This is a genomic window from Agrobacterium sp. P15N1-A (assembly GCF_044626815.1).
GTDB lineage: Bacteria > Pseudomonadota > Alphaproteobacteria > Rhizobiales > Rhizobiaceae > Agrobacterium > Agrobacterium leguminum.
On record NZ_JBIUPF010000002.1, the window covers coordinates 664,980 to 690,549 of the forward strand.

At 61.2% G+C, this 25,570-nt stretch carries 25 protein-coding genes; 5 read left to right on the plus strand and 20 right to left on the minus strand.

The window, feature by feature from the left end; genetic code table 11:
• Positions 1–4: 4 nt before the first annotated feature.
• From ureC to ACIK7D_RS11265, 15 genes are all read right to left on the minus strand, one after another.
• Positions 5–1,714: an urease subunit alpha gene (ureC, locus tag ACIK7D_RS11195; RefSeq protein WP_080815966.1), complete on the minus strand. Its 1,710-nt coding sequence runs from the start codon at positions 1,712–1,714 to the stop codon at positions 5–7.
• A gap of 4 nt (positions 1,715–1,718) precedes the next feature.
• Positions 1,719–2,363, minus strand: coding sequence for a Urease operon accessory protein (locus tag ACIK7D_RS11200; protein ID WP_400156307.1), 645 nt, complete (start codon positions 2,361–2,363; stop codon positions 1,719–1,721).
• Positions 2,364–2,367: 4 nt separating this feature from the next.
• Positions 2,368–2,784, minus strand: a complete 417-nt coding sequence (locus ACIK7D_RS11205; RefSeq protein ID WP_400156308.1) for a lysozyme inhibitor LprI family protein — start codon at positions 2,782–2,784, stop codon at positions 2,368–2,370.
• 9 nt (positions 2,785–2,793) lie between these two features.
• Positions 2,794–3,150 (minus strand): GFA family protein, encoded by a 357-nt coding sequence (locus tag ACIK7D_RS11210; protein ID WP_003520606.1) that lies wholly within the window; start codon positions 3,148–3,150, stop codon positions 2,794–2,796.
• Between the two features lies 1 nt (position 3,151).
• On the minus strand, positions 3,152–3,457 hold the full coding sequence (locus ACIK7D_RS11215; protein WP_003520607.1) for an urease subunit beta: 306 nt from the start codon (positions 3,455–3,457) through the stop codon (positions 3,152–3,154).
• A gap of 18 nt (positions 3,458–3,475) precedes the next feature.
• Entirely contained in the window at positions 3,476–3,733 is a 258-nt protein-coding gene (locus tag ACIK7D_RS11220; RefSeq protein ID WP_142779660.1) for a DUF1272 domain-containing protein, read from the minus strand.
• Between the two features lie 11 nt (positions 3,734–3,744).
• Positions 3,745–4,047 carry an urease subunit gamma gene (locus ACIK7D_RS11225; protein ID WP_035219978.1) on the minus strand — a complete coding sequence of 101 codons (303 nt, stop codon included), beginning with the start codon at positions 4,045–4,047 and terminating at the stop codon, positions 3,745–3,747.
• Between the two features lie 105 nt (positions 4,048–4,152).
• Complete coding sequence (locus tag ACIK7D_RS11230; RefSeq protein WP_400156309.1) at positions 4,153–5,004, minus strand: urease accessory protein UreD; 852 nt, start codon at positions 5,002–5,004, stop codon at positions 4,153–4,155.
• Positions 4,911–6,164 (minus strand): alpha/beta hydrolase family esterase, encoded by a 1,254-nt coding sequence (locus tag ACIK7D_RS11235; RefSeq protein ID WP_400156310.1) that lies wholly within the window; start codon positions 6,162–6,164, stop codon positions 4,911–4,913. The genes ACIK7D_RS11230 and ACIK7D_RS11235 overlap by 94 nt, the downstream gene beginning before the upstream one ends.
• Positions 6,165–6,419: 255 nt before the next feature.
• A complete protein-coding gene (urtE, locus tag ACIK7D_RS11240) occupies positions 6,420–7,115 on the minus strand; it encodes an urea ABC transporter ATP-binding subunit UrtE (RefSeq protein WP_400156311.1) in 696 nt (231 codons plus the stop codon).
• Between the two features lie 210 nt (positions 7,116–7,325).
• On the minus strand, positions 7,326–8,087 hold the full coding sequence (gene urtD / locus ACIK7D_RS11245) for an urea ABC transporter ATP-binding protein UrtD (protein WP_400156312.1): 762 nt from the start codon (positions 8,085–8,087) through the stop codon (positions 7,326–7,328).
• Between the two features lie 7 nt (positions 8,088–8,094).
• On the minus strand, positions 8,095–9,270 hold the full coding sequence (urtC, locus tag ACIK7D_RS11250; protein ID WP_400156313.1) for an urea ABC transporter permease subunit UrtC: 1,176 nt from the start codon (positions 9,268–9,270) through the stop codon (positions 8,095–8,097).
• A complete protein-coding gene (gene urtB / locus ACIK7D_RS11255) occupies positions 9,267–10,880 on the minus strand; it encodes an urea ABC transporter permease subunit UrtB (RefSeq protein ID WP_400156314.1) in 1,614 nt (537 codons plus the stop codon). Before urtB ends, urtC begins: the two co-directional genes overlap by 4 nt.
• 285 nt (positions 10,881–11,165) lie before the next feature.
• Positions 11,166–12,455 carry an urea ABC transporter substrate-binding protein gene (gene urtA, locus ACIK7D_RS11260; protein ID WP_035219970.1) on the minus strand — a complete coding sequence of 430 codons (1,290 nt, stop codon included), beginning with the start codon at positions 12,453–12,455 and terminating at the stop codon, positions 11,166–11,168.
• A 334-nt stretch (positions 12,456–12,789) separates the two neighbouring features.
• Positions 12,790–12,996 (minus strand): DUF2735 domain-containing protein, encoded by a 207-nt coding sequence (locus ACIK7D_RS11265; protein ID WP_065656767.1) that lies wholly within the window; start codon positions 12,994–12,996, stop codon positions 12,790–12,792.
• 481 nt (positions 12,997–13,477) lie between these two features.
• Between ACIK7D_RS11265 and ACIK7D_RS11270 the strand changes: the two genes are divergently transcribed.
• The 5 genes from ACIK7D_RS11270 to ACIK7D_RS11290 all read left to right on the plus strand — a co-directional run bounded on the left by ACIK7D_RS11270 (position 13,478) and on the right by ACIK7D_RS11290 (position 20,663).
• Positions 13,478–14,512: a glutamine synthetase beta-grasp domain-containing protein gene (locus ACIK7D_RS11270; RefSeq protein ID WP_400156315.1), complete on the plus strand. Its 1,035-nt coding sequence runs from the start codon at positions 13,478–13,480 to the stop codon at positions 14,510–14,512.
• 223 nt (positions 14,513–14,735) lie between these two features.
• The gene (locus ACIK7D_RS11275; RefSeq protein ID WP_400156316.1) at positions 14,736–15,506 is read left to right on the plus strand and encodes an SDR family oxidoreductase; all 771 of its coding nucleotides are present in this window, start codon (positions 14,736–14,738) and stop codon (positions 15,504–15,506) included.
• A 31-nt stretch (positions 15,507–15,537) separates the two neighbouring features.
• Positions 15,538–18,933 carry an ATP-binding protein gene (locus tag ACIK7D_RS11280; RefSeq protein ID WP_400156317.1) on the plus strand — a complete coding sequence of 1,132 codons (3,396 nt, stop codon included), beginning with the start codon at positions 15,538–15,540 and terminating at the stop codon, positions 18,931–18,933.
• Positions 18,930–19,859 (plus strand): response regulator, encoded by a 930-nt coding sequence (locus ACIK7D_RS11285; RefSeq protein ID WP_400156318.1) that lies wholly within the window; start codon positions 18,930–18,932, stop codon positions 19,857–19,859. The genes ACIK7D_RS11280 and ACIK7D_RS11285 overlap by 4 nt, the downstream gene beginning before the upstream one ends.
• 279 nt (positions 19,860–20,138) lie before the next feature.
• Positions 20,139–20,663, plus strand: coding sequence for an AAA family ATPase (locus ACIK7D_RS11290; protein WP_137003937.1), 525 nt, complete (start codon positions 20,139–20,141; stop codon positions 20,661–20,663).
• Between the two features lie 135 nt (positions 20,664–20,798).
• Here the strand turns inward: ACIK7D_RS11290 and ACIK7D_RS11295 are convergent, their stop codons facing one another.
• The 5 genes from ACIK7D_RS11295 to livM form a co-directional block, all read right to left on the minus strand.
• Positions 20,799–21,917: a branched-chain amino acid ABC transporter substrate-binding protein gene (locus ACIK7D_RS11295; RefSeq protein ID WP_004430064.1), complete on the minus strand. Its 1,119-nt coding sequence runs from the start codon at positions 21,915–21,917 to the stop codon at positions 20,799–20,801.
• Positions 21,918–22,036: 119 nt separating this feature from the next.
• A complete protein-coding gene (locus tag ACIK7D_RS11300) occupies positions 22,037–22,390 on the minus strand; it encodes a DUF6867 family protein (RefSeq protein WP_003522917.1) in 354 nt (117 codons plus the stop codon).
• A 182-nt stretch (positions 22,391–22,572) separates the two neighbouring features.
• Positions 22,573–23,301 (minus strand): ABC transporter ATP-binding protein, encoded by a 729-nt coding sequence (locus tag ACIK7D_RS11305; RefSeq protein ID WP_003522918.1) that lies wholly within the window; start codon positions 23,299–23,301, stop codon positions 22,573–22,575.
• Positions 23,301–24,191, minus strand: a complete 891-nt coding sequence (locus tag ACIK7D_RS11310; protein ID WP_400156319.1) for an ABC transporter ATP-binding protein — start codon at positions 24,189–24,191, stop codon at positions 23,301–23,303. The genes ACIK7D_RS11305 and ACIK7D_RS11310 overlap by 1 nt, the downstream gene beginning before the upstream one ends.
• Complete coding sequence (gene livM, locus ACIK7D_RS11315; RefSeq protein WP_371733942.1) at positions 24,191–25,543, minus strand: high-affinity branched-chain amino acid ABC transporter permease LivM; 1,353 nt, start codon at positions 25,541–25,543, stop codon at positions 24,191–24,193. Before livM ends, ACIK7D_RS11310 begins: the two co-directional genes overlap by 1 nt.
• Positions 25,544–25,570 lie beyond the last annotated feature (27 nt).

A 25,570-nucleotide genomic window follows, 5' to 3' on the forward strand; every position in this document is an offset into this window, starting at 1 on the left:
GCCGTCAGAACAGGAAATAACGCTGCGCCATCGGCAGCACCGTTGCCGGCTCGCAGGTCAAAAGCTCGCCATCCGCCCGCACTTCGTAGGTTTCCGGATCGACCTCGATATGCGGGGTGAGCGAATTGTGGATCATCGACGCCTTGGAGATGCCGCCGCGGACATTCTTCACCGGCAGCAGCTTCTTGGCGACGCCGAGGCGCTGGGCAAGGCCCGCATCCAGCGACGCCTGCGACACAAAAGTGACCGAGGAATTGGTGCGCAGCTTGCCATAGGCGGCGAACATCGGCCGGTAATGCATCGGCTGCGGCGTGGGAATGGAGGCGTTCGGATCGCCCATCGGGGCGGCGGCAATCGAGCCGCCGAGCAGCACCATCTCCGGCTTCACGCCAAAAAATGCCGGGTTCCACAACACCAGATCGGCGCGCTTGCCGACTTCGATGGAGCCGATCTCGTGGCTGACACCCTGGGCGATGGCCGGGTTGATCGTATACTTGGCGATATAGCGGCGGACACGGAAATTGTCGTTTTCGCCCGTCTCTTCCTTCAGGCGGCCGCGCTGGCGCTTCATCTTGTCGGCCGTCTGCCAGGTGCGGATCGCCACTTCGCCGACACGGCCCATGGCCTGGCTGTCGGAAGAGATGATCGAAAACGCGCCGATATCATGGAGAATATCCTCCGCCGCGATGGTTTCCTTGCGGATACGGCTTTCGGCGAAGGCAATATCTTCAGGGATGGACGGCGACAGGTGGTGGCACACCATCAGCATGTCCAGATGTTCGGCGAGCGTGTTGACGGTGTAGGGCCGCGTCGGGTTGGTGGAAGACGGAATGACGTTGGGATTGCCGCAGACCTTGATGATATCGGGCGCATGCCCGCCGCCCGCCCCTTCGGTATGGAAGGCATGGATGGTGCGGCCCTTGATGGCGGCGACCGTATCTTCCACGAAACCGCTTTCGTTCAGCGTGTCGGTGTGGATCATCACCTGCACATCGTATTGATCGGCCACCGTCAGGCAATTGTCGATGGCGGCCGGCGTCGTGCCCCAGTCCTCATGCAGCTTCAGCGACGACGCGCCGGCAAGGATCATCTCCTCCAGCGGTGCCGGCAGCGAGGCATTGCCCTTGCCCGCCAGCGCCAGATTCATCGGGAAGGCATCGAAGCTTTCGATCATCCGCTCGATGTGCCATGCGCCGGTGCATGTGGTGGCAAGCGTGCCATGCGCCGGGCCGGAGCCGCCGCCCAGCATGCAGGTCACACCGCTCATCAGCGCTTCCTCGATCTGCTGCGGGCAGATGTAATGGATATGCGCATCCATGCCGCCGGCCGTCAGTATCCTGCCTTCGCCGGCAATCGCCTCCGTCGATGGGCCGACGATGATCGTCACGCCCGGCTGCGTGTCGGGATTACCAGCCTTGCCGATGGCGTGAATGCGCCCGTTCTTCAGGCCCACATCCGCCTTGTAGATGCCGCTATGGTCGACGATCACCACATTGGTGATGACGGTATCGACCGCGCCTTCGGCCCGCGTCGCCTGGCTCTGGCCCATGCCGTCGCGAATGACCTTGCCGCCGCCGAATTTCACTTCCTCGCCATAGATCGTGTGGTCCTTCTCGATCTCGATGAAGAGTTCGGTATCGGCAAGACGCACCTTGTCGCCAACGGTCGGGCCGAACATGCCGGCATAGGCGGCGCGGGAAATCTTGTAGGGCATGGGCTCAGGCTCCTTCGGACGCGGAGAAAATCGATGTGGGAGAAATTCGTGTCAGCCGGCCCTCGCCCGCAAGGGCTTCGACCAGCTGTTGTTCGGCAGTAAATGGATGGCCGCTCCAGCCCTGATGGCCGAAACCGGCAATCGCCACCTCGTCGCCATCACCGCTCACACTCTCAAGAACATGGGCGATGGCAAAAAGGCCGGTGCTGGGGCAGACATAGGGCGCGGGCGCATAGGCTTCGAGCGCGGCATCGAGCCTTTCATGCACACCGCGCGGAATGACGATGTGGCTCTTGCCGGTCTCGCGGGCGATGGCGGCGAAACTTTCGGTGTAGTCGGCGCAGAAATCGGTGAGCTCCGGCCAGCGTGCGCGGATGCCAGGCTCCATTTCGGTAAATTTTGCGGGATCACGCACCGACCAGATGGCGGCAGCCTGCCGCACACCATCACTCTCGCGCCATTCGGTCCCCTCGGTCATCTCGAGACCCGGCCGCCCGGTGTTACACACAGCCACCACATCGGTGCGCGTGCCGCCCAGACCAAGCGAGCGGCAATCATTAAAACGGACGACGATATCCGAACGGTCGATGAGGCGGGCAGCACCCGGCGGCAACTCCCCATTTCCGACGATCGTGATGCGCCGCCCCATGCGTTCAGAAACCTTCCGACAGCTGACGCAACTCTTCCGCCCGCTTGCCGCTCATCTCGGCGAGGCAGGAGGAAATCAACATCGGTTCCATCGAGCCGCCGCGCGCCTGAAAGCCTGAAAGCGCGCAATTGGCATCGCGAAACGCCACCCACGCGCGCTGGGCAGTCACCAGCGCGTCGGTCGCACCCTTGCCGTCTGCATCCGCCGTCCTGTCGCGCTCGGCGAGCAGCTTGCGCAGCTTCTGATATTCGGCGTTGAGTTTCTTGTCGGCCTTTTCGTAATCCTTGCCGGCGCAGATGGTCATGTCCGCCTGCGTCTGCGGGGCCTTGCAATCCAGCTCGCCCTGCGCGGCGGCCGGCATGGACAGGCCGGCGGTCGCACAAAGAAGCACAGCCGCCAGAAGGACGTTTTTTCGGCTCATCTCCATCGCTCAGGCCGCCGCGCCATCGAAAGCCTGCGGCTTCAACGCCCGGGGATCGACACCATCGAGACAATTGGCATTGACCGCCACCATCGGCGTTCCATCCGGCCCGTCAGCATAAGCAAAGCTCTCGATGCCGCAGGTGGAGCAGAAAAGATGATGGATCTTGTGTTTGTTGAAGAGATATTCCGCCAGCTTGTCCTCGCCGGAAAGCAGCGTGAATTTCTCACGCGGCGCGAAGGCCAGCGTGGAACCCAGGCGCTTGCAGCGCGAACAATTGCAGACGATGGTATGGTCGAGATCGGCATCGACCTCGAAGCTCACATCGCCGCACTGGCAGCTTCCGTGATAATGCGCCGTCGCCATTTCATAACCTCCCCATGACCTGTTGACGAAAACCGTAAACCTCTCGCTTGCCGGAAAGCGGCACCAGCGTCACTTCCCGCTTCTGGCCGGGTTCGAAACGAACCGCCGTGCCGGCCGGAATATCGAGGCGCATGCCGCGCGCCTTGTCGCGGTCGAAGAGAAGACCCGCATTGGTCTCATAGAAATGATAGTGGCTGCCCACCTGCACCGGCCGGTCGCCCGAATTGGCGACTTCGATGGTCACGGTCGGTTGGCCGGCATTGAGTTCGATGCTGCCCTCTGCGGCAATGATTTCGCCGGGTTTCATGGTATTTCCCCTTTTGTCTCAGGCAGCGTTGGCCGCCGTGCAGCCTTCGGCCTTCAGGACGCGCCGTGTCGACGCGGGATTATTGACGAGTTTCGCCGCCGGGCGAACGGGCCTGCGAACCAGCTCACCGCCGCAATTGGGGCAGGCGCCGTGCAGCACATCCGTCACGCAATCGACGCAGAAGGTGCATTCGAACGAGCAGATCATCGCATCCCGGCTGTCGGGGGCAAGATCGCGGTCGCAGCATTCGCAATTGGGCCGAAGCTCCAGCGCCATATTCGCCCCCTTTACCGGATCGGTTCGTGAACGGTCACCAGCTTGGTGCCATCGGGAAACGTCGCTTCCACCTGCACATCATGGATCATTTCGGCGATGCCTTCCATCACCTGGTCGCGGGAAATGACATGCGCGCCGGCTTCCATCAGCTCCGCCACGGCGCGGCCGTCGCGTGCGCCCTCGACCACGAAATCGGTAATCAGCGCAATCGCTTCGGGATAATTCAGCTTCACGCCGCGTTCCAGCCGGCGGCGCGCCACCATGGCGGCCATGGAAATCAGCAGCTTGTCTTTTTCTCTTGGGCTAAGGTTCATCGTGGTCCCGCAGCTTGGAACCTGTTCCGCAAGCATGGTTGCGGCAAGCAGATCCGACATGTTGACAGACCCCGAAGGCCGCCGGTTGCCGACGATCCGAAGGGTTTACAGATTCCAGACTTTCGGCACTGGCGCGCCGTTTCGCAAGAGCGAAATGATCGGAAAAAGTAATTTTCTCAAGGAGAAACCATCTTCGGCAGAGACGCGAACGACAAGCTTGCCCTGCCATTCGCTGGCGCCGCCGCTTTCCCCGGCAATAGCCCGGATTTTAGGCAGAAACGCCTCGGCCATAGGCCCGATATAAAGCAGCGTCGCAAAGGCGACCTGACCGGCCAGAACCGCCGGTTTCGCGGTCAGCGCCGCTACCTCGCCTTCCAGCAGAAGCTCTTCGGCATGCACCAGCTTACCCCCGTGGCGAATGCGCCAGAGGTCGCGAAAAAGACCATGCGTCATCGCCTCGCCCATGGCCTGGCGGCCGAGCAGCACGGCTTCGACAGCGATGAATTCGGAAGACTGGTCGAGATCGGCTTCCAGCCGGCGGGTCAGCGACGCCCGGTCGAAGAGAATGGTTTCCTGCGGCAGCCAGTGCAATCTGGCGCCCGGCCCGGCGGAAACGCGGGCGGTAACGGTGGCGGTGCCGGAGGATGCCTTGTAGACCTTCTCGCAGGCCTGCGTCGTCACGACAAGCGAGGTGCCGGCGCCGGCAACCGCCTGCCATTCGAGTTCGTCTCCGCCGGTCAGGCCGCCGGAGGAATTGATGAGAATGGCTTCAGCTTCGTTCGAAAAGGTTTCCGGCAGACGGATTTTGGCGCAGCCTTCCTGGAACAATTCCTCCAGCCGGCTGCGCCCTTCAACCGCTTTGGTTACAATGCATCCTCTGCCACGGGCGCGCTGCTGCCGGACAGGTTGAGCGTCTTGGCGACCGGAAGGGCTGATGGCTTGCTGTTCTGGCTGCACGCGGTCTCCGAAGCGGTTGCGGAAGCGGAAGAGGCCTTTGCGCCGCAATCCTTCTTGACGACGGCATCCACGACCAGCTGCCCTTCCGTATTGCGGAAGAAATCCCACATTCTTTCCGCCGCATCAACCGTGCGCGTTACTTCGCCTGTGGGCATCTTGCGCTCCACGGCCGGTTCCGCCTTCGGCGTCTGTTCGCGGCCCGGCTTGCGGGTGACGACGGCGCTTGCGGCCAGCACTTCCGCCTTCATCGTGGCGCGCGGCCAGGCATGGTCCCAGTCGTTGATGACATAGGACTGAATGCGTGCGCCAGCCTTGCAGACATCATAGGAATTGACGGTGAAACTTTCGCCCACCTTGCTTTTGGCGGCGCCCTTGCAGCCGTCCATCTCGGCCCAGCGCTTCAGCGCCGTCTCGCCGCCATATTGCCAATAGGATTTGCCGCCGCCCTGATAGGGGTTGGCGGGATCCTTCAACCCGGCAAAGGCGATGATCGACATCGGCCGCGCCGGCGTGCAGCTTGCCGCATCCGGTCCCCATTTGCCCTCGGTCTCCAGCGGATAACCCGCGCGCAGCGAGGCGACGAAACCGGCAGCGGTGAAATCCGCGCTGCCATTGCAGATGAATTGCGACAGCATGCGCCCGCCACCGGAATAACCGGAACCGTAAAAACGCTCCTCATCCACGCAGAACTTGCCCTTCACCATGGTAATGGCATCGCGAATGAAACCGACCTCGTCCAGCCCGCCCGGACGCTTGGTGACACCGGGAACATTCCAGGCATGGGTGCCGGGCAATTCGCCATTCAGGCTGCCGGCCAGCGCCACCACCACCAGACCGTCACGTTCGGCCAGCTTGTCCCAGCCGCTGCGGTTCATCTGGCCATGCGGATTGCTGTTGGAGCCATGAAAATCGAACACCACGGGCAGCGGCTTTTTTCCATCATAGGCCGAGGGAACAAAATAGACGCCGTCGCGTTTTTCACCGTTGGAGAGAATGGAAAAATCGTGCCTGCCCGGTTCCATGCCGGGTCCGGGCAACTGACCGCAGGTTGAAGCCGACGCTGCGACACCGGCGCTCGCGCACATCGCAAGACCCAGAAACAGGGTGCGGGCGGAGCGGAACAGCCGGGCGGCCCGGCCAATGGCAAAGTCTTGATGCATTGACACGCCTTTATTGGGCACGGTTTTCCCGACGATACGTCGGACGTGCGTGGAATGTAAGGGATCAACTGTCGCGGCGTGCGAATAGACTTTTCCTGTGTCTCGCATGCAGCATTTGCGCTGCCAATATCACAGGCAATTATTCAATGAAATGCTAAAATTACGCATGAAAGCCATGTCGAGACGCATAGGCTTTCAAAATATTAATCGGCCGTTTGCACGCCGTGATCGGCGCGCAGCATTTTTAGTCTCGATTTATACTGTCAGATGACGCCGCGCTTCCGGCGTATCCAGCGTTTCGGCCAGGCCCTGATGCACGATTTCACCCCGGTCCATGATGTAGACGTAATCGGCTAGCTCGCGGCAGAAATCCAGATATTGCTCGACCAGCAGGATGGCCATGCCGGTGGAATCGCGCAGATATTTGATCGCCCGGCCGATATCCTTGATGATCGACGGCTGGATGCCCTCGGTCGGCTCGTCGAGAACGAGGATTTTCGGCCGCGTCACCAGCGCCCGGCCAATGGCGAGCTGCTGCTGCTGGCCGCCGGAGAGATCGCCGCCGCGCCTTCCCAGCATGGATTGCAGCACCGGAAACAGGCTGAAAATATCATCCGGAATGAACCGTTCCTTACGCGGCAGCGGCGCATAGCCGCTTTCGAGATTCTCCTGCACGCTGAGCAGCGGAAAAATCTCCCGCCCCTGCGGCACGTAGCCGACACCGCGCTTGGCCCGGTGGTAAGGCGCCAGCCCATCCAGCGCCGCCCCTTCAAAGCTGATCGTCCCGCCACTGATGGCGTGCTGGCCGGTAACGGCCCGCAGCAGCGAGCTTTTGCCCACCCCGTTGCGGCCGAGGACGCAGGTGATCTTGCCCATCTCCGCCGTCAGCGAAACGCCGCGGAGCGCTTGCGCCGCGCCGTAATAGAGGTTGATGTTGTCGACTGTCAGCATGGTGAAACTCCATTGGCGCATTGGTGGGAGGCGTTACCCCCCTCTGCCCTGCCGGGCATCTCCCCCTCAAGGGGGGAGATCGGCAAGCGGCGAAAACTCTGCCCCATGACCAGTAGGCGAGGGAACGGGCGGTTGCGGCATCTGATCTCCCCCTTGAGGGGGAGATGCCCGGCAGGGCAGAGGGGGGTATCACGGGCGCAAACACCACCATCACCGCCCCAGATAATTCTCGATCACCTTCGGATCGCTGGACACAAAATCAATCGACCCCTCCGCCAGCACGGAACCTTCGGCAAGGCACGTCACCTTCACCCCCAGCTCGCGGATGAAACCCATGTCGTGCTCCACCACCACCACCGAACGGGTCTTGGCGATTTCCTTCAGCAACACAGCGGTTTCGGCTGTTTCCGCATCCGTCATGCCGGCCACCGGCTCGTCCACCAGCAGCAGCTTCGGCTCCTGCGCCAGGAGCATGCCGATTTCCAGCCATTGTTTCTGGCCGTGCGAGAGGTTGGCGGCGAGATCGCCGCGGCGGTGGTTAAGGCGCACGGTGGCGAGGATTTCCTCGATGCGGGCCTTGTCTTCCTCCGTCAGCCGGTAAAACAGCGTCGCGAAAACGCCGCGCTTGCGGTTCAGCGCCAGTTCCAGATTGTCCCAGACGGTATGGCTCTCAAACACCGTCGGCTTCTGGAACTTCCGGCCGATGCCGAGCTGGGCGATATCCGCCTCGTCCTTTTTGGTGAGGTCGATGCTGTCTTCGAACAGCACCGTGCCCGTATCCGGCCTTGTCTTGCCGGTGATGATGTCCATCATCGTCGTCTTGCCAGCACCGTTCGGGCCGATGATGGCGCGAAGCTCCCCCGGTTCCACCACGAAGGAGAGGGAATTGAGCGCCTTAAAACCATCGAAGGACACCGAGACGCCGTCGAGATAGAGCAGGCTTTTCGTTCTGTTTTCGGAAATCGTGTTCATGTCCGCCTCACTCCGCCGCCTGTTGCGCCACTGTCGAGCCGCTGTCATTGCCCGGCTGAGCGTCGCCTGCCGCAAGCGCAACCCGCTTTTCGCGCCGCCGGGCCAGATAGTGTTGCAGGGTGCCGACGATGCCCTTGGGGAAGAACAGCGTCACCGCGATGAAGAGCCCGCCCAGCGCAAACAGCCAGAATTCCGGGAAAGCGCCAGTGAAATAGCTTTTTCCGCCGTTGACGAGCAGCGCCCCGATAATCGGCCCGATCAGCGTGCCGCGCCCGCCCACCGCCGTCCACACCACCACTTCGATGGAGTTGGCGGGCGAAAATTCGCCGGGATTGATGATGCCCACCTGCGGCACGAACAGCGCACCGGCAATGCCCGCCATCATGGCCGAAACGACGAATGTGAAGAGCTTGATGTTTTCCACCCGGAAACCGAGGAAGCGCACCCGGCTTTCGGCATCACGCACGCCCACCAGCACCTTGCCGAATTTGGAATTGACGATGCCGGATGCGATCAGCAGCGAGATCGCCAGCATCACGGCGGTTACGGCAAACAGCACGGCGCGTGTGCCATCCGCCTGCACGGAAAAGCCGAGAATATCCTTGAAATCGGTGAGGCCATTATTGCCGCCGAAACCCATATCGTTGCGGAAGAAGGCGAGCAGCAGGGCATAGGTCATCGCCTGGGTGATGATCGAGAGATAAACGCCGTTCACGCGCGAGCGGAAGGCGAACCAGCCGAACACGAAGGCCAGCAGCCCCGGCACGACAAGCACCATCAGCGCCGCAAACCAGAACATGTCGAAGCCCTGCCAGAACCACGGCAGTTCCTTCCAGTTGAGGAACACCATAAAATCGGGCAGGACCGGATGGCCATAAACCCCGCGCGTGCCGATCTGGCGCATCAGATACATGCCCATGGCATAACCGCCGAGCGCGAAGAAGGCGGCGTGGCCGAGCGAGAGAATGCCGCAATATCCCCAGACCAGATCGAGCGCGAGCGCTAGCAGCGCATAGGCCAGATATTTGCCCAGCATCGACATGATGTAGGTCGGGATGCGGAACGCGCTGTCGGCTGGCAACAGCAGGTTGGAAGCCGGCACCAGCACGGCGATGGTAAGGATGATGCCGATGGCGATGGAGATGCGGCGGTCGAGCGCGCGCAGGAGGAAGCCGGTAATCATGCTTCGATCGCCCTTCCCTTGAGTGCGAAGAGGCCGCGCGGCCGCTTCTGGATGAACAGGATGATGAGGACGAGCACGAGGATCTTGCCGAGTACGGCGCCCACCGTCGGCTCGAGGAACTTGTTGAGCACGCCGAGCGACAGCGCCCCGACCAAGGTTCCCCAGAGATTGCCGACGCCGCCGAACACCACCACCATGAAACTGTCGATGATGTAGCTCTGGCCGAGATTGGGAGAAACATTGTCGATCTGCGACAGCGCCACGCCGGCAAGGCCAGCAACGCCAGAACCGAGCGCGAAGGTAAAGGCATCCACCCAAGGGGTGCGAATGCCCATGGAGGAGGCCATACGGCGGTTCTGCGTGACGGCGCGCATCTGCAGGCCAAAGGCGGACCGCTTCAGGAGAACCAGCAGGGCGAAGAATACCGAAAGCGAGAAGCAGACGATCCACACGCGGTTCCAGGTGAAATTGAGATAACCGACGCTGAAGGAGCCGGACATCCAGCTCGGGCTGCCGACTTCGCGATTGGTGGGGCCGAAGATGGAGCGCACGCCCTGCTGCAGGATGAGCGAGATGCCCCAGGTGGCGAGCAGCGTTTCCAGCGGCCGCCCATAAAGAAAGCGGATAACGCCGCGCTCCATCACGAGGCCGACAAAGGCCGTTACCAGAAAGGCGGCGGGCAGAGCGATGGCGAGCGACCAGTCGAACAGGCCGGGGAAATGCGTGCGGATCACCTCCTGCACCATGAAGGTGGAGTAAGCGCCGATCATCACCATCTCGCCATGCGCCATGTTGATGATGCCCATGACGCCGAAGGTGATTGCCAAGCCGATGGCGGCGAGCAGCAGCACGGAACCGAGCGACAGGCCGTACCAGACATTCTGCGCATAGTCCCAGAAGGCAAGGGAGCTTTCGATGCTCGATATGGCGCTGTCGATATCCGGCTTCAGGCTCTGATCCACCGACGATGAGGCCGCCATCAGAATGCCGATGGCATCGCGCCCGCCAAGGCTCTTGATGGTGGCGATTGCTTGCCTCTTCTCTTCGAGCGACCGTTCGGAGGAGAGCAGCGAGACAGCCCGCGCCTCCTCCATCCGGGTCCGCACCTCAGTATCGGCCTCCCTGGCGATGGCCGCTTCCAGCAATTCGAGATTTTCAGCGCTTGGCGCTTTCAGAACGGCGTCTGCCGCGGAAAGCCGCACGGATTTTTCCGGGCTCAGCAGGGTCAGCCCGCCGAGTGCGGCGCGGATGACGCGGCGCAGATTGTTGTTGACCTTGATCTTGCTGACAGCCGCCTTCGGCGCTTCACCCGCACTTTCGCCCGTCAGCGGATCGATCAGCGTAAAATTGGAACCTGCCGGTTTCGTCATGAAAACCAGATTGTCGGCCTTGCGCACGTAAAGATCGCCCGCCGCAAAAGCCTCGAGCGCCGGCACGACACGCGCATCGCCCGTGGCGGCGATCTGCCCGATCAGCACTTCGGCCTGCTTGAAATCCGCCGTGCCGAGCGCATCGATCAGCGCCTTCGGCTCGCTTTGCGCGAAGGATTGGGCGGCGATCCCCAGGGTGAGCCAGAGGAAGATGGCTCCGAGAAAAGATCGGATCGTCATGTGGGGTTCCTTGGGCGGTTTGCGACGGGGCGTTTGAATTTTGCGCGACCTGAATATGCGGCTTTACCCCCCTCTGCCCTGCCGGGCATCTCCCCCTCAAGGGGGGAGATCGACCTGTGGCGAGGTCTCGCCCACCTCGATGTTCGAGAATGAAGTGGCGAGAAAGCATCTTGCCGATCTCCCCCCTTGAGGGGGAGATGCCCGGCAGGGCAGAGGGGGGTAATTCTTGCTGAGTTTTCAAATAGGCCCGCCCCCCGAGCAAGGGGGCGGCACCCACCCCGTTAATCAGCTACCCTTACCGCCGCACTTGCCGCTGGCCACATTAAAGTTCCCGCAAGACATCGGCTTCCGCCAGTCCGAGATCAGATCCTTCGAGTCCGGCAGATAATCCGACCATTCATCCCCCACCACCTGCGGCGTCTGCTGCACGATCTCAAACTGCCCATCCGCCTGAATTTCGCCGATCAGCACCGGCTTGGTGATGTGGTGGTTCGGCATGACGGTTGAGTAACCGCCCGAAAGGTTCGGCACGGAAACGCCGATGATGCTGTCCAGAACCTTGTCCGTATCCGTCGTGCCGGCGGATTCGACGGCCTTTACCCAGGCGTTGAAGCCGATATAGGCGGCTTCCATCGGGTCGTTGGTCACGCGCTTGTCGTTCTTGGTAAAGGCATGCCAGGTCTTGATGAATTCGGCATTGACCGGCGCATCGACGGACTGGAAGTAGTTCCAGGCGGCAAGGTGGCCGACCAGCGGTGCGGTATCGAGACCGGCAAGTTCTTCTTCACCGACCGAGAAGGCGACGACCGGGATATCCTCGGCCTTGATGCCCTGGTTCGCCAGTTCCTTGTAGAAAGGCACGTTGGCGTCGCCGTTGATGGTGGAGACAACGGCGGTCTTCTTGCCGGCCGAGCCGAACTTCTTGATGTCGGACACGATCGTCTGCCAGTCGGAATGGCCGAACGGCGTGTAGTTGATCATGATGTCCTCTTCCTTGACGCCCTTCGACATCAGGTAGGCCTTCAGGATCTTATTTGTGGTCTGCGGATAGACATAGTCCGTACCGGCCAGAACCCAGCGCTCCACACCTTCGGTATTGGCGAGATAATCGACGGCCGGAATGGCCTGCTGGTTCGGCGCCGCACCCGTATAGAAGATGTTGCGCGAGGATTCTTCACCCTCGTACTGAACCGGGTAGAAGAGGATCGAGTTCAGTTCCTCGAAGACCGGCAGAACGGATTTGCGGGAGGAAGACGTCCAGCAGCCGAAAACGGCGGCGACCTTGTCCTGCGAAATCAGCTGGCGGGCCTTTTCGGCAAACAGCGGCCAGTCGGAAGCCGGATCGACCACCACGGCTTCGAGCTTCTTGCCGAGCACGCCGCCCTTCTTGTTCTGCTCGTCGATGAGCATCAGCATGGCGTCCTTCAGCGTCGTCTCTGAAATGGCCATGGTGCCGGACAGCGAATGCAGCACGCCGACCTTGATGGTGTCGTCAGCGGCAAAAGCGCCATGGAAGGCGGTGGTGGACAGGATCGCGCCAAGCAGCGCGGCACTAAGCGTCTTGCGGAATATCATCGGAAGAACCCCTCTCCTTGTTGGCCTCTCGTGGAGGCTCAGCGGCATCTGCGGCCGCTGCTGGGAGGGACTATCGATCTCGCAGACGCGAAACCGTATACGTCAATTGACGTAGGCGGGGTGGCGAAAGATGCAGGGGGGCGGGACTACCGGACCAGAGCGGCCTGTGTGGAGCGGGAGGTCTCAACTTGTTTCTTCTCCCCGCGGGGGAGAAGTCCGCGGCAGCAGCATGAGGGGGCGAGCGTCGAGATATACGGAAGGGTTGCCCCCTCATCCGACCCTTCGGGCCACCTTCTTCCCGCCGGCGAGAAGAAATGCGCGGCACGGTCTCACATTAGGAATGCGGCTTGTCGTTCCGCTCTTCGTCGCGGATCGCCTCGTCGTGGTACCACGAGCCGAAATCCACATGCGGCTCGCGCGCCTCGCGCTCGAGGTCACTCAGCCCGCTGTTGCGGAATTTGGACACGCCCGCGCGCCCGCCAATCGGGAATTGATAGATCGTTGCCGTCTCACGATGAAAGCCAGTCGCCATTTCGGTCATCTCACTCTGTTTGCATCGAAGCACTTTGGTATCAGGAGCAAACCCGTAAAGCCCGGATTCGCTCCGTTTGATTAAAAAAAAATCACCTTGCGAAAAATATAGGCATTAATCGTCCCATCTACAAGAAAAACCATTCCGAAAGCGCCGCTTTTTGGGGCAAATGCCAATCCCTCGCGCGCAACCGAAATCATTGCGCCGCAGCAGGGCATTCCGCCGGGAGACGCCGGCTATCTATCAGGATTCAATGGTGAAACATGAGGGGTGAATTTGCCTTCCGCAGTGCAGCAGAACCATGCCCGCGCGATATCCAGGCTCCTGCGCGACAGGGGGCCTGAAAGATTTTTCGAAAAAATTGCCTGATATCGCCAATCTGGCACGCGGCATGCATCTAAGGGGTCAGCCCTTGAACGCGAATGTGCTTCGGTGGCCAAAGCCACGGGAGGCCTCAAGGCTTCGCATTGTTACCTATGAGAGGTTCGTAATGACTAAGTTCAAACTCGAGTACATCTGGCTGGACGGATACAAGCCGGTCCCCAACCTGCGCGGCAAGACCCAGATCAAGGAATTCGACGAATTCCCCACACTCGAGCAACTGCCGCTTTGGGGTTTTGATGGCTCGTCCACCCAGCAGGCTGAAGGCCATTCGTCGGATTGCGTGCTGAAGCCCGTTGCGATCTATCCCGACCCGGCCCGCACCAATGGTGCGCTCGTCATGTGCGAAGTCATGATGCCCGATGGCGTCACCCCGCATGCTTCGAACAGCCGCGCAACCATCCTCGACGACGAAGACGCATGGTTCGGCTTCGAACAGGAATATTTCTTCTACCAGGACGGCCGCCCGCTCGGCTTCCCGGAACAGGGTTACCCGGCCCCGCAGGGTCCTTATTACACCGGCGTCGGCTTCAAGAATGTCGGTTCGGTTGCCCGCGAAATCGTTGAAGAACACCTCGACCTCTGCCTCGAAGCCGGCATCAACCACGAAGGCATCAACGCCGAAGTGGCCAAGGGCCAGTGGGAATTCCAGGTATTCGGCAAGGGCTCCAAGCGCGCCGCCGACCAGATCTGGATCGCCCGTTACCTGCTGCTGCGTCTGTGCGAACAGTACGGCATCGACGTCGAATTCCATTGCAAGCCGCTCGGCGACACCGACTGGAACGGTTCGGGCATGCACTGCAACTTCTCCACCAAGTTCATGCGCGAAGTTGGCGGTAAGGAATATTTCGAAGCCCTCATGGCCGCTTTCGCCAAGAACTGGAAAGAGCACATCGACGTTTACGGTCCGGACAACCACCTGCGCCTGACCGGCAAGCACGAAACCGCTCCGTGGAACAAGTTCTCCTACGGCGTTGCCGACCGTGGCGCGTCGATCCGCGTTCCGCACTCCTTCGTCAACAACGGTTACAAGGGTTACCTCGAAGACCGTCGTCCGAACTCGCAGGGCTGCCCTTACCAGATCGCTTCCGTCGTTCTGAAGACGATCGCAGAAGTGCCGCTCGCAAAGTCGGCTGCTGCCTGATATCGAACTGATGGCGTCGCCCGAACAGGGCGACGCCATTTTTCTGTCCACCGAACGGCCAGGCGGACAGGTGACCTTTCGCCCGTCGCCACATGCGGCATAGTCATCCCGGCGCAGGCATCTGCGTGGTTTTGAGCGATGGCATCGTCACTTCCTTGACCCGGACAGGGTTCGCCCCGGTGCCTCAAAGCAGGCCATGTGCTTTCGAGCAGAAAGGTGAACGATGGGCATTCTCGACAAATTCTCTCTCGAAAACCGCATCGCCATTATCACCGGCAGCGGCCGCGGTCTCGGTTTTGAAATCGCCAAGGCCTTTGCCGAAGCTGGCGCCCATGTCTGGCTGACCGGCCGCAATGCCGAGACGTTGCAACAGGCGGTCGACACGTTGCGCGAAGCGGGTGGAAAGGCGGATTATGCCGCCTTTGATATTGCCGATACCAAAGCCGGGGCGGCGCTCGTCCACCGCATCATGAGCGAACTCGGCCACCTCGATATTCTCGTCAACAATGTCGGCGCGCGCGACCGCCGCCCGCTGTCCGAGTTCAGCGATGAGGACGTGCTGGAATTGATCCGCACCGACCTCACCTCCTCCATTTCCCTGTCGCGGGATGCGGCGGAAGCCATGGCGGCAAAGACCTATGGCCGCATCATCACCATCACCTCCATTCTTGGCCACATCGTGCGGCCGGGCGATGCGATCTATCCCGTCGCCAAACAGGGGCTGACGGGCCTGATGCGGGCCATCGCCGTCGAATATGGCGCGCGTGGCATCACCAGCAACGCCATTGCGCCGGGCATGTTCGCTACCGAAACCAACGCCGCCCTTGCCGAAAAGCCTGAGATGGTGGCCTTTGCCAAGCTGCGCGTACCGCTGGAGCGCTGGGGCAGACCGGACGAGATTGCCGGTGCGGCCCTGTTTCTGGCCAGCGACGTGGCCTCCTTCGTCAACGGCCATGTGCTGACGGTGGATGGCGGCATGTCGGTGCGACTGTGAGAGGGCATTTGCGGAAAGGCACGCGATAGGCATGGCCGCACGGCAACGCATCATCCCCGTCAGGCGCGAATATAACCGCTGGGTCGCCAACCAGACGCTGGAAGATTATGCGCTGCGCTTCACCGCCAAAAGCGCCCGGCAATTTTCCTCCAACCGCATTTCCCACACCGCCATCGGCGCGATTTCCTTTCTGGCGCTGGAAGCCATCGGCGGGGCGATCACGCTCTCCTACGGCACCACCAACGCCTTTTACGCCATCCTCGCCGCCGCCATCGCCATGCTCGCCGTCGGCCTGCCGATCAGCCGCTACGCCATCCGCCACGGCGTCGATATCGATCTTCTGACGCGCGGCGCGAGCTTCGGTTATATCGGCTCCACCATCACCTCGCTGATCTATGCCGCCTTCACCTTCATGCTCTTCGCCATCGAAGCGTCGATCATGTCCGGCGCGCTGGAACTGGCGCTCGGCATTCCCCTGTGGATCGGCTACATCATCTCGGCCGTCATGGTCATTCCGCTCGTCACCCATGGCGTGCGCCTCATCAGCCGTTTTCAGATCATCACCCAGCCCTTCTGGATCGTCCTGAACATCCTGCCCTTCGTCTTCATCGCTTTGATGGACTGGGAGAAATACGATCTGTGGCGTGCCTTTGCCGGCATCCACCACGCCTCCGGCCCGCCGGGCACGGTCGCGGATTTCAATCTGGTGGAATTCGGCGCGGCCTCGGCCGTCATTCTGGCGCTGATGTCGCAGATCGGCGAGCAGGTGGATTTCCTGCGCTTTCTGCCGGCCGAGGGGCAAAGCCGCCTGCGCCACCGCATCGCCGTCTTTCTGGCCGGCGCCGGCTGGGTGGTCGTCGGCGTGCCGAAGCTGCTGGCCGGCTCCTTCCTCGTGGTCTTGACCTTCAGCTCCGGCGTCTCGGTGGACCGCGCCGCCGATCCGGCGCAGATGTATCTCACCGCCTTCGGTTACATGATCCCCAACGAGACAGCGGCCATGCTTTTGATGGTCGCCTTCGTGGTCGTCTCGCAGCTGAAGATCAATGTCATGAATGCCTATGCGGGTTCGCTCGCCTGGTCGAACTTCTTCTCGCGGCTTACCCACAGCCACCCCGGCCGCGTCGTCTGGCTGGTCTTCAATGTCGCGATCGCGCTGCTTCTGATGGAACTCGGCATCTACCGGCTGCTGGAAGAAACGCTCGGCATCTTCTCCATCATAGCCATGGCGTGGCTCTGCACCATTTCCGCCGATCTCTTCATCAACAAGCCGCTTGGCCTTGCCCCGCCAGGCATCGAATTCAAGCGCGCCCATCTTTACGACATCAATCCCGTTGGCGTCGGCTCCATGGCGCTTTCGGCCACCATTGCGCTCATGGCGCATTTCGGCGCCTTCGGCCCGCTTGCCGCCTCGCTCGCGCCCTATCTGACGCTCATCGTCGCCTTCATCGCCTCGCCGCTGATCGCATGGGGCACGAAAGGAAAATTTTATCTCGCCCGCAAGCCGCGCCAGAAATGGCGTGAAGAAAGCAGCATCACCTGCTCCATCTGCGAACACCCGTTCGAGCCGGAGGATATGGCCTGGTGTCCCGCCTATGCCGCGCCGATCTGTTCGCTCTGCTGCTCACTGGACAGCCGCTGCCATGACATGTGCAAGCCGAAGGCCAAACTGAATTATCAGGTCGCGACCGTCGCGAAATCCTTCCTGCCCGCACAACTGGTAGCAAAGCTCGCCACCCGGCTCGGACGTTACGGCATGGCGGCGGCCATTGCCGTCACCACCATCGGCGGCATATTGGCGATGATCGCCCATCAGGTCGGCACCGCCTCGCCGGCAACGGCCGATGTGGTGAACCGCACCATCCTCATCGTGTTTTTTGTCTTCGCCGTCATTGCCGGCATCGTCTGCTGGTTCCTTGTGCTTGCTCATGACAGCCGTGTGGTGGCGGAAGAGGAATCTTCCCGCCAGAACACGCTGCTGCTGAAGGAGATCGCCGCCCACAAGAAGACCGATGCCGCCCTTCAGGACGCCAAGGAAACCGCTGAGGCCGCCAACCGCGCCAAGAGCCGTTATGTCGTCGGCCTCAGCCATGAATTGCGCACGCCGCTCAATGCCGTTCTAGGCTATGCCCAGATTCTCGAACGCGACGACACCATTCCCCCTCCCCGGCAATCAGCGATCAAGGTCATTCGCCGCTCAGCCGATCACCTGTCGGGCCTGATCGACGGGCTTCTCGATATTTCCAAGATCGAGGCGGGCCGGCTGCAGGTCTATTCCAACGAGATCAATATTCAGGATTTCCTCGACCAGATCGTCGACATGTTCCGCCCGCAGGCGCAGGCCAAGGGGCTGGAATTCCGCCACGACCGCTCCCGCGCCCTGCCGCAATATGTCCGCACCGATGAAAAGCGACTGCGCCAGATCCTCGTCAACCTCATCTCCAACGCCATCAAATTCACCGATGAGGGCGCCGTCACCTTCGACGTCGGTTATCGCAGCCAGGTGGCGAGTTTCACCGTTTCAGATACCGGCCGTGGCATCGCACAGAAGGACCTCGCCCGCATCTACGAGCCCTTCCAGCGCGGCGAGGCAGACAGCGTGCGACCGATGCCGGGTCTCGGCCTTGGCCTCACCATCACACGGCTCCTGACCAACACACTCGGCGGCGAGATTTCCGTTTCGAGCGAAAAGGACGAGGGTTCCACCTTCCGCGTCCGCCTGATGCTGTCAGCCGTGCACCGGCCAAGCACGGCGCTGGCGGCGGAAAAGACCATCCGCTCCTATTCCGGGCCGCGCCGCACCATCGTCGTGGTCGATGACAACGAGGATCATCGCGAGCTGATGCGGCAGGTGCTCTCGCCGTTGGATTTCGTCGTGCTGACGGCGCAAAGCGGACCGGAATGCCTGACGCTCATCGAAGGCGTGAAGCCCGATCTTTTCCTCATCGATATTTCCATGCCCGGCATGACCGGCTGGCAGCTTGTGACGAAACTGCGTGAAGCCGGCCAGACCGCCCCGCTCATCATGCTGTCAGCCAATATCGGCGACGGCAATGTCGCGGGCGCAGGCGAAGACAACCACAATGACGCCATCGCCAAGCCTGTCGATATCCGCCAGCTTTGCGACAGGCTTGCCGTGCATCTCGGCCTGAAATGGATTTACGAGGCGGATATGCCGCCCCCGCCATCGCCGCCGCCGGTGGCGCAGATCGTCCATCCCGGCGCAATTCACATTCAGGATTTGCAGCGGCTCGGCGAAATAGGCTACATACGCGGCATCGAGGCGAAACTCGCCGATCTTGCCCGCAACACGGAAAACCTGCCCTTCACGCAGGAGCTCGGCACCTATGTGCAGGCCTTCGATCTGGCCGGTTACGCGCATTTTCTCAAACGGTTTGCGGATAGAGACACGGGAGACGGCAAGGCATGAGCGGTCAGGCGGCGGCGGCCCCGAGAGACATCGTATTGCTGGTGGATGACAGCCCGGAAGCGCTCGGGTTCCTCACCGATGCGCTGGAACAGTCAGGCTTTTCCGCCCTCATCGCCACCTCGGGACAGGCCGCGCTCAACATTGCCGAACGCATCACGCCCGATATCATCCTGCTCGACGCCGTCATGCCGGCCATGGACGGTTTCGAGACCTGCCGCCGCCTGAAGGCCAATGCGGCGGTGGCGCAGGTGCCCGTCATCTTCATGACCGGGCTGACCGAGACCGAACATGTGGTGCGGGCGCTCGAATCCGGCGGTGTCGATTATCTGACCAAGCCGATCAATATAGACGAGCTGCGCGCCCGCATCCGCGTGCATCTTTCCAATGCCCGCTCGGCGCAGAGCGCCCGCGTGGCGCTCGACGCCGCCGGCCGCCACCTGCTTGCCGTTCGCGCCACTGGGGCGATCCACTGGTCGACGCCACAGGCGACGCGGCTCGTCAACGCCGCCACCGGCCGCGACGACGGCATGGAGATCGTCACCAGCCATATCGGCCGCTGGCTCGCAGAACGGGCGGCGGCGGAAACCGGCCGCGACGTGCCGCTGACGATCACCGAGGCCGGGCGGCCCGCCCTGCAACTGTCCTTCCTCGGCGCCATGGGGCCGGATGAATTCCTCTTCCGCCTCACCGCCGCCAATGAGAAATCCGGCGACCACCTGCTGCGCGAGCATTTTTCCCTCACCGCGCGGGAATCGGAAGTGCTGCTGTGGATCGCCAGGGGCAAGTCTAACCGCGATATCGGCGACATTCTCGGCCTTTCCGCGAGAACCGTGAACAAGCATCTGGAGCAGATCTATGTGAAGCTCGGGGTGGAAAACCGGGCGTCCGCGGCCGTGAAAGCAGCACATATATTGCATCAGGGGTGACGCCAGCCATTATTATGGTAGGTTGTCCGACATATTCCGCTTGAGTTCACGGCGTCCGCTTATTGGGCGAGCGTCCGCCGCTTGTTTCTTCTCCCCGCCGGGAAGAAGTCCGCGGCAGCGGGATGAGGGGGCTCGCCCTCCGAAATCCGGCAACGTTTCCCCCTCATCCGACCCTTCGGGCCACCTTCTCCCCGGCGGGGAGAAGAAACAGGCGGCATCCCCCACCCAAAAAAAATCACCACCCAAGCCCACCTGAACCCTGTCACAGGATAGAAATCCATGGACCGTTTTATCATCCTTTCCGGCTGCTCCGGCGGCGGAAAATCCACGCTTCTTGCCGAACTTGCCCGGCGCGGTTTCGCCACCGTGGAAGAGCCCGGCCGCCGCATCGTCATCGAAGAAACCCGCAATGGCGGCACGGCCCTGCCGTGGATCGACATCGAAGCCTTCGCCCGCCGCGCCATCGCCATGGCGCTCGAAGACCGGCAAAAGGCCCCGCCGGAAGGCCCGGTCTTCTTCGACCGCGGCCTGATCGACGCCGCCTCGGCGCTTCGTCATATAAATGGCGATGCCTTCATCGAGACGCTGCGGGCTGCACACCGCTATAACCGTCTGGTCTTCCTCACCCCGCCTTGGCCGGAAATCTACAGGGGCGACAGCGAGCGCAAGCATGGCTTCGATGCGGCGATCGAGGAATATGAGCGCTTGCTCCGCGACTATGACGAGCTTGGCTACGATATTTCCGTGCTTCCGAAATCCGGCATAGGGGAACGTGCGGACTTTATTCTGACCCGGATCGACTGAACCGCTCTGGCAAGAGAATGGGCTTCAGCGATTTTCGAGCAATTGCGAGACGGTGACAAACTCAAACCCGCGTCGAGACCGCAAACAAAAAGCCCGGCATCGCTGCCGGGCTTCGATAGGGTGTCGCAGAAGGGCTTAGCTGCCCTGCTGGATGTAGGTGAACTTGCCGTCCGGACCCTTCTTCCATTCGTACATGACATAGCCGGGAAGCTTCGGGTCGCCCTTCTCGTCGAAGGAGATGTCGCCGAGCGCGGTCGGGAAGGTGCCGGACTTCAGGGCCTCGGCAACCTTTTCCGGCTCCACGGAACCGGCGGCCTTCGCCGCACCCGCAATCGCCTGCATCGCGGCATAGGAGTAGAGCGTGTAGGCTTCCGGGTTGAAGCCGGCGGCCTTGAACTTCTCTACCAGTTCCTTGTTTTCCGGGCGCAGCGTCGGATCGGGGCCGAAGGTGTTGAGCGTGCCTTCGACGGCGTCGCCGGCGATGGAAGCAAGTTCGTTCGAGACGATACCGTCGCCCGAAACGAGCTTGGCCTTCAGGCCCTGGTCAGCCGCCTGACGGATGATGAGGCCGGCTTCGGTGTGCAGGCCGCCCCAGTAGATGATGGAAACGCCGGCTTCCTTCATCTTGGAGATCAGCGCGGAGAAGTCCTTGTCGCCGACGTTGACGCCTTCATACATGACTTCCGTCACGCCAGCGGCATTGGCAGCCTTCTTGGTTTCATCGGCAAGGCCCTGACCGTAAGGCGTCTTGTCGTGAATGATGGCGACCTTGGCGTCCTTGAAATGATCGGCCAGGTATTTGCCGGCAATGCCGCCCTGCTGGTCGTCACGGCCGCAGGTACGGAACGTGTTCCACAGGCCGCGCTCGGTAAAGACCGGGTTGGTTGCGGCGGGTGTGATTTCGAGAATGCCGTTTTCAGCGTAAACTTCAGAAGCCGGAATGGAAACGCCGGAGTTGAAGTGACCGACAACGAATTTCACGCCGTCAGCGACGAATTTGTTGGCAACCGAAATACCCTGCTTGGGGTCGGATACGTCGTCGCCCAGCACGATCTTGATCTGCTCGCCATTGATACCGCCGGCGGCATTGATGTCTTTCGCGGCCTGTTCGGCACCCTTCTGGATCTGAGCGCCGAAAGCAGCGTTCGGGCCGGTCAGCGGTGCGCCGACAGCGATCACGACATCGGCCCAGGCCGAACCGCCAAACGCGACCATGGCGGTCAGCGCAACAGCGGAAAGAAGAGACTTCTTCATTACTTTACTCCCAGTTCCTTTGGATGGGTTGATTGCAAGGACCTGTTCAGTACCCACCTTCACTGAACAGGAAACTGTTCCACTCTGACGAGCATTGTTCAGCCGGAAAAATCCGCCTGTCAATCTTTCTTCTTGTAGGAAAACGCCGATGTCCGGTCGTAAAGCCAATAGTAGTTATTGACCATCTGGCTTGTCCGGCGCGTGCGGAAACCGACGCTGGAAAAAACCAGAAGAAGAACGACGTCAAACACGTAATAGAAGCCGTTGATGAACGGCCCGTTGAACAGCGCGTGATGCAGAAACCGCATCACCACACCCAGAGCGAGCGTATAGATCACCACCCGCGTATAACCGCCCCAGCCATCGGCCACGGACTTGCCCGTGCGCCATGCCGTCCAGAAACCCAGAAGAACAACCAGCGCGCGCAGAACATACCGCACGCCGTTATCCGTTTCGAAAAAAAGGCCCTGCATCTCTTTCCCCATCAGTGCCGGGCTGAAACGCCCTGACCCTGCCTTGTCTGTCGTCCCGTCGTTTTCCCGCCGGGCATTTTATTGTTTGCACCCCGCCATGGTTCCTTAAGGTTTTGCCGAAAGGACGACAGGCCGCTGTTTGCAGTCTTGCGCCGCAAAATTTCCGGCGCAAGTAAAATCTTTCAGTGCCGTCCGCCTTCGAGATAGGCGGCGCGCACCTGCGGATCGGCGAGCAGTTCCCTGCCCGAACCGCTCATCGTCACCTTGCCGTTGACCATCACATAAGCCCGGTCGGAAAGCTTGAGCGCGGCAAAGGCGTTCTGCTCCACGAGGAAGACGGTCAGCCCCTCTTCCTGGTTGAGTTTCTTGATCGCCTCGAAAATGCCCTTGACGATCAAGGGTGCAAGACCGAGCGACGGCTCGTCCAGCAGCAGGAGCTTCGGCCGTGCCATCAGCGCGCGGCCGATGGAGAGCATCTGCTGCTCGCCGCCGGAAAGCGTGCCGCCGCGCTGGCTCTGGCGCTCCTTCAGGCGCGGGAACATCACGAAGATCTTCTCGACGTCTTCCTTGAAATATTTCAGGTTATCGAGATTGGCGCCCATCTGCAGGTTTTCCAGCACCGTCATGCGCGGGAAAATCCGACGGCCTTCGGGCGACTGGGCAATGCGCTTGCGGGCGATCAGATGGGTCGGCAGATGGGTAATGTCCTCGCCGTCGAAGATCACCTGGCCGGCGCGCGCCTGCGGGCTGCCGCAGATGGTCATCATCAGCGTCGACTTGCCGGCGCCGTTGGCGCCGATCAGACTGACGATCTCACCCTTTTTAACCTCGACATCGACACCGGCCAGAGCACGGATATTGCCGTAATAGGTTTCGACACCCTGGACTTTCAGAAGCGGTTCACCGGACATCAGGCCGCTCCTCCGTCGAGTTCTTCCGCAATCACGTCTTCCACTTCATCATCCTCGACACCCAGATAGGCGGCGATGACCTTCGGGTCGTTCTTCACATGGTCCGGCGTGCCGTCGGAAATCTTCTGGCCATATTCCAGAACCACCACATGGTCGGAAATCTGCATCACCACGGACATGTCGTGCTCGATGAGAAGCAGCGACGTGCCTTCGTCGCGAATGCCGCGCAGGAGCGCGTTGAGCGCCAGCGATTCCTTCGGGTTGAGGCCGGCGGCCGGCTCGTCGAGGCACAGAAGCTCCGGCCCCGTGCACATGGCGCGGGCGATTTCCAGACGGCGCTGCGCGCCATAGGGAAGGTCGCCGGCCGGGTCGTCGGCGCGGTCGATCAGATCGGCCTTTTCCAGCCAGTATTTGGCCTTTTCGATGGAGGCATCCACCGCCCGCCGGTAAGAAGGCAGGCCGAGAAGACCGAGGATCGTGTAACCCGAAGCCTTCATCAGCGCATTGTGCTGCGCCACCAGCAGGTTTTCCAGAACGGTGAGGCCCGAAAACAGGCGGATGTTCTGGAAGGTGCGCGCCACCTTGGCCTTCTTGGTGATTTCGAAATCCGGCAGGCGCTCGAGAAGATGCGCCTCGCCGCTTTGCTGGCGCATGGTGATCATGCCCATGGTCGGCTTGTAGAAGCCGGTGATGCAGTTGAAGACCGTGGTCTTGCCCGCGCCGTTGGGGCCGATCAACGCCGTGATTTCGCCGCGCTTCGCCTCGAAGGAGAAGTCGTTGATGGCCATCAGGCCGCCGAAGCGCATCGAGAGATGTTCGACCTTGAGGATCGTATCGCCAGTCGTATTGCCAGTTGTATTGGATGTCATTGTTGCCGTTCCGGAAGCCATCAACCGTGACCTTCCTTGGTAAAGCTGCCGGAGACGGCCTTGCGTTCCTTAAGGAAGGCCGTGGGTTCACGCGAGCCGACGAAGCCGCGCGGCTTGAACAGCATGACGATGACCATGGCAAGGCCGAAGAGCAGCATACGGTAAAGTTCAGGCGTGAAGTCGGGCCCGAAGACATGCTTCAGGAACTCCATTTCGCGCAGAAGCTCGGTGCCGCCGACCATGACCAGCGCCGCAATGGCGATACCCGTCAGCGAGCCCATGCCGCCGAGAACGACGATGGCGAGAATAACGGCGGATTCGAGGAAGACGAAGCTTTCCGGCGAAACGAAACCCTGACGCGCGGCAAAGAAAGAACCGGCAAAACCGCCGAACATCGCGCCCGTCGCAAAGGCGGTGAGCTTGGTGATGACGGTATCGATGCCGAGCGAACGGCAGGCGATCTCGTCCTCGCGCAGCGCTTCCCAGGCGCGGCCGATCGGCATGCGGCGCAGGCGGATGGTGACATAGGCCGTCAGCATGCAAAGCAGCAGGATCACGTAGAACAGGAAGATCTTGTAATAGGCCGACGACATCGACAGGCCAAAGGCCTTGGCGAAATTGTTCGACGCGCCGACATCGAAGGACCAGATTCCGAAGACCGAGGCCTTGGCGATGCCGGAAATGCCGAAGGTGCCCTTGGTCACATCCGTCCAGTTCAAAAGCACGAGGCGGATGATTTCACCGAAGGCGAGCGTCACGATCGCCAGATAGTCGCCGCGAAGACGAAGCACCGGGAAACCGAGAATGATGCCCCAGAAGCCCGCGAGAATGCCGGCGACCGGCAGGAGCACCCAGAAAGACAGGCCGAAATGGCTGGAGAGCAGCGCATAGGAATAGGCGCCGACCGCGTAGAAGGCCACGTAACCGAGATCGAGCAGGCCGGCCAGCCCGACGACGATGTTGAGGCCCCAGGCCAGCATCACATAGATCAGAATCTGGATGCCGAAATTGTCGACGAATTTCAGCGAACCCTGAAAGCCGAACAATTGCACGGCGATAACGGGATAAAGCAGCAGCAGGACCAGCGCCAGCTTCAGGAAGTGCTTGTGGAAAAAGCCCTTTTCCTCGGAAATCTCCAGCACGCCGCTCTTGGCCTTGGCCAGCTTGCGACGATCCAGCGACGGCTTGATGAAGCCGACAACGAGAAAGCGGCCGACAGCAGCAATGCCGACGAAAACCGCCAGAAGCCCCCAGCGGGTGCCCCAGATCAGCTGGTTGTTGATATCCTGATAGGTGACGATGCCGACATAAAGAATGAACATGCCGAACGAGATGAGGCCCGCAATCAGGCCCTCCTTCACAGCCGTCGCCATCAGGCTCGGGCTGGAAGCAGCGTTGTC

Excerpts from the sequence above, each read along its gene's own strand:
- ACIK7D_RS11275 (WP_400156316.1), top strand. The coding sequence starts at position 14,736 with ATGGGCATTCTCGACAAATTCTCTCTCGAAAACCGCATCGCCATTATC.
- urtB (WP_400156314.1), bottom strand. The coding sequence starts at position 10,880 with ATGACGATCCGATCTTTTCTCGGAGCCATCTTCCTCTGGCTCACCCTG.
- ACIK7D_RS11310 (WP_400156319.1), bottom strand. The coding sequence starts at position 24,191 with ATGGCTTCCGGAACGGCAACAATGACATCCAATACAACTGGCAATACG.
- urtC (WP_400156313.1), bottom strand. The coding sequence starts at position 9,270 with ATGATTACCGGCTTCCTCCTGCGCGCGCTCGACCGCCGCATCTCCATC.
- ACIK7D_RS11295 (WP_004430064.1), bottom strand. The coding sequence starts at position 21,917 with ATGAAGAAGTCTCTTCTTTCCGCTGTTGCGCTGACCGCCATGGTCGCG.
- ureC (WP_080815966.1), bottom strand. The coding sequence starts at position 1,714 with ATGCCCTACAAGATTTCCCGCGCCGCCTATGCCGGCATGTTCGGCCCG.
- ACIK7D_RS11270 (WP_400156315.1), top strand. The coding sequence starts at position 13,478 with ATGACTAAGTTCAAACTCGAGTACATCTGGCTGGACGGATACAAGCCG.
- ACIK7D_RS11265 (WP_065656767.1), bottom strand. The coding sequence starts at position 12,996 with ATGACCGAAATGGCGACTGGCTTTCATCGTGAGACGGCAACGATCTAT.
- ACIK7D_RS11235 (WP_400156310.1), bottom strand. The coding sequence starts at position 6,164 with ATGCATCAAGACTTTGCCATTGGCCGGGCCGCCCGGCTGTTCCGCTCC.
- livM (WP_371733942.1), bottom strand. The coding sequence starts at position 25,543 with ATGGCGACGGCTGTGAAGGAGGGCCTGATTGCGGGCCTCATCTCGTTC.
- ACIK7D_RS11200 (WP_400156307.1), bottom strand. The coding sequence starts at position 2,363 with ATGGGGCGGCGCATCACGATCGTCGGAAATGGGGAGTTGCCGCCGGGT.
- ACIK7D_RS11205 (WP_400156308.1), bottom strand. The coding sequence starts at position 2,784 with ATGAGCCGAAAAAACGTCCTTCTGGCGGCTGTGCTTCTTTGTGCGACC.
- ACIK7D_RS11285 (WP_400156318.1), top strand. The coding sequence starts at position 18,930 with ATGAGCGGTCAGGCGGCGGCGGCCCCGAGAGACATCGTATTGCTGGTG.
- ACIK7D_RS11305 (WP_003522918.1), bottom strand. The coding sequence starts at position 23,301 with ATGTCCGGTGAACCGCTTCTGAAAGTCCAGGGTGTCGAAACCTATTAC.
- urtA (WP_035219970.1), bottom strand. The coding sequence starts at position 12,455 with ATGATATTCCGCAAGACGCTTAGTGCCGCGCTGCTTGGCGCGATCCTG.
- ACIK7D_RS11220 (WP_142779660.1), bottom strand. The coding sequence starts at position 3,733 with ATGGCGCTGGAGCTTCGGCCCAATTGCGAATGCTGCGACCGCGATCTT.
- urtD (WP_400156312.1), bottom strand. The coding sequence starts at position 8,087 with ATGAACACGATTTCCGAAAACAGAACGAAAAGCCTGCTCTATCTCGAC.
- urtE (WP_400156311.1), bottom strand. The coding sequence starts at position 7,115 with ATGCTGACAGTCGACAACATCAACCTCTATTACGGCGCGGCGCAAGCG.
- ACIK7D_RS11215 (WP_003520607.1), bottom strand. The coding sequence starts at position 3,457 with ATGAAACCCGGCGAAATCATTGCCGCAGAGGGCAGCATCGAACTCAAT.
- ACIK7D_RS11280 (WP_400156317.1), top strand. The coding sequence starts at position 15,538 with ATGGCCGCACGGCAACGCATCATCCCCGTCAGGCGCGAATATAACCGC.
- ACIK7D_RS11300 (WP_003522917.1), bottom strand. The coding sequence starts at position 22,390 with ATGCAGGGCCTTTTTTTCGAAACGGATAACGGCGTGCGGTATGTTCTG.
- ACIK7D_RS11210 (WP_003520606.1), bottom strand. The coding sequence starts at position 3,150 with ATGGCGACGGCGCATTATCACGGAAGCTGCCAGTGCGGCGATGTGAGC.
- ACIK7D_RS11290 (WP_137003937.1), top strand. The coding sequence starts at position 20,139 with ATGGACCGTTTTATCATCCTTTCCGGCTGCTCCGGCGGCGGAAAATCC.
- ACIK7D_RS11225 (WP_035219978.1), bottom strand. The coding sequence starts at position 4,047 with ATGAACCTTAGCCCAAGAGAAAAAGACAAGCTGCTGATTTCCATGGCC.